This window comes from candidate division WOR-3 bacterium (assembly GCA_016867815.1).
Taxonomy (GTDB): domain Bacteria; phylum Hydrothermota; class Tepidihabitantia; order Tepidihabitantales; family Tepidihabitantaceae; genus UBA2258.
Map to the genome: position 1 here is coordinate 1 of VGIR01000204.1, position 1974 is coordinate 1974.

Below are 1974 nucleotides of genomic sequence, written 5' to 3' on the forward strand. Positions count from 1 at the left end.
GTCTGCCACCTCGTCCCGCAGCCAGGACAAGTCCAACACTCGGTCAACCCGTTTCAGTACATGGTCGTCGGGCACCAGGTCCCGAAGCGGACAGGCGACGAAGATGTCCTCACGCCAGCGGTCCTGATTACCTACCATTGTCAGTGGAGTCCTTTCGGTTGGGCGTCACCATCCCTTCAGACGCACCAGCCGTCAGAAAGATGTCAAGACTTTTTCAACAGCCCCACAGTCGCTGGTTTCCCCCGTCTTGATCACTCGCTCGAGCGCTCATCTGACTGAGGGGATCTTGGCGTCAATGAACGTATACATGTTGATGTGCCCTTTGGCGTTGCGTCTCGACACGCCCATCACAAGGCCGTACGCGCTCCAGAAGTGCCACTGCTCTTCTTGCCCGTCAATCAGCACGTCCAATCGCGTGGTATAGTCGGGCTCGCCAGCAGCGGTCAACGCTCTCACGAATGTGACCTCTGGAAAGGAACTGCCAATGGCCATGATGATGAACGCCTTTGCCACGTCCACTGCGCACGCATCGTTCATCTCCAGACCGATGTCCACAAGCAGTTGGTTGAAGCCGTCTATGCCATACCGCTTGCGCCCGGAGATCGCCATCACGTAGGGGTGGGGAGGTTTCTTGCCGTCCTTGCCCACATAGAATCGCGTGGCCGGGAAGGCGCGCTTGAGTGCCGTCGCCGACATCTCCCTGAAACCGTAGATGCGCGCGATGAGGTTCGTATCCCCCAAGTGCGAAGACAAGTAGCTGGGCACCATCTCTGGGAACATGTCGAGAATGGCCATGACTTTGCCGACAGGGACATCCTTCAAGGCGACTCTAGCTTGCTCCTCAGCAGGCGTCTGAACGAGCCGTGTCATACCCTCGATCAGATAGTACACCTTCTGGAATTCGGGCTTGCACCATTGCGGAGAGAAGAACGTCACGGTCTTCGATGTATCGGTCTTGTCGGCGTACACGGCATCAAGGGAGATTCTACCGGGAGTTCCGTTCCCGTCCGCCTTATATGTATCACCCAGGCGCCAGAAGCCGAGCTGGTCGAGCGAGTCCCAGAGTGCTCGGAAGTCGGCAGCGGGGACAGCGCCTTTGACAGAGTGCTGGCTCGCCGCGGGTTGAGTGGGTTCCGTCAACTGGATCCCTACGCTGTCGCCGATCTGATTGACTGCCAGCGTGCTCCTTACTTGAGCCCATCCGGCATAGGGCCAGATAAGCCGCAATTCACTGCTCACTGGGAGTTCACGAGCAGAGACGGCCGCAAACAGGCCGAGAATAACGCAAGTCCTCATCACCAACACGCCAAACCCGCACGAACGCAATTCAAATCGGCGGGCGTGCAGTCGTCATCGGACCCGAGATAGGAGCGACCTTCGACCGGCTCTTGGGGACTTGGTGTCTTGGTGGTGAAACTCCGTCCGGGTCAATCATCGTCGGGAGCAGGGGAGAAGTCAGGGTCGGGTTCGTACTTGGTCTCATCCTCGACCTTGGCCTCAATCTCTTCCAGCGCCTGCTTCATCTTCCTGATGTAGTCGTCGGGCAGGAAGCATGCATCCCAGTGCATGATTCAGGTTGAGCCGTCGGACGGCACCTGTCGGACAGAGCACCCCAGGGGGTTACAGGTGCACGTGCGGCGACCAAAGGAAGCGCTGCTCTGCGTCCTCGCAGGGAGCCGTTCGTGTCGGCTCAACACGCCCTTAGGGGTGGAACCCCTGAGGTGCGGGGTTTGGGGTGAACCGACATGACCGTGGTGCCAGCGGTTGGTGCTTGGTTTCGGCACAGGCGATTATCTGCCGCTTCGGGTCGCTGTCAAGCCGAGAGCCGCAGCCGTTGGCCGGTTCGGAGTTGTGTGCTATGTTGTCTGCAAAATGGCCGGTCGAAACGGCGGAAGACGGCAGGCGATCAACTGGCCATGGGGTCTCGTAGAATGTAGGGATGAATCAAGAAAAGGAGACCCCAATGGCCAGTAA

Annotated in this window: 1 protein-coding gene; it reads right to left on the reverse strand. The window is 58.7% G+C overall.

Annotated elements, in window-relative coordinates; genetic code table 11:
- Nucleotides 1-267: 267 nt before the first annotated feature.
- The gene (locus FJY68_14315; protein MBM3332995.1) at nucleotides 268-1296 is read right to left on the reverse strand and encodes a hypothetical protein; all 1029 of its coding nucleotides are present in this window, start codon (nucleotides 1294-1296) and stop codon (nucleotides 268-270) included.
- Nucleotides 1297-1974: the final 678 nt, after the last annotated feature.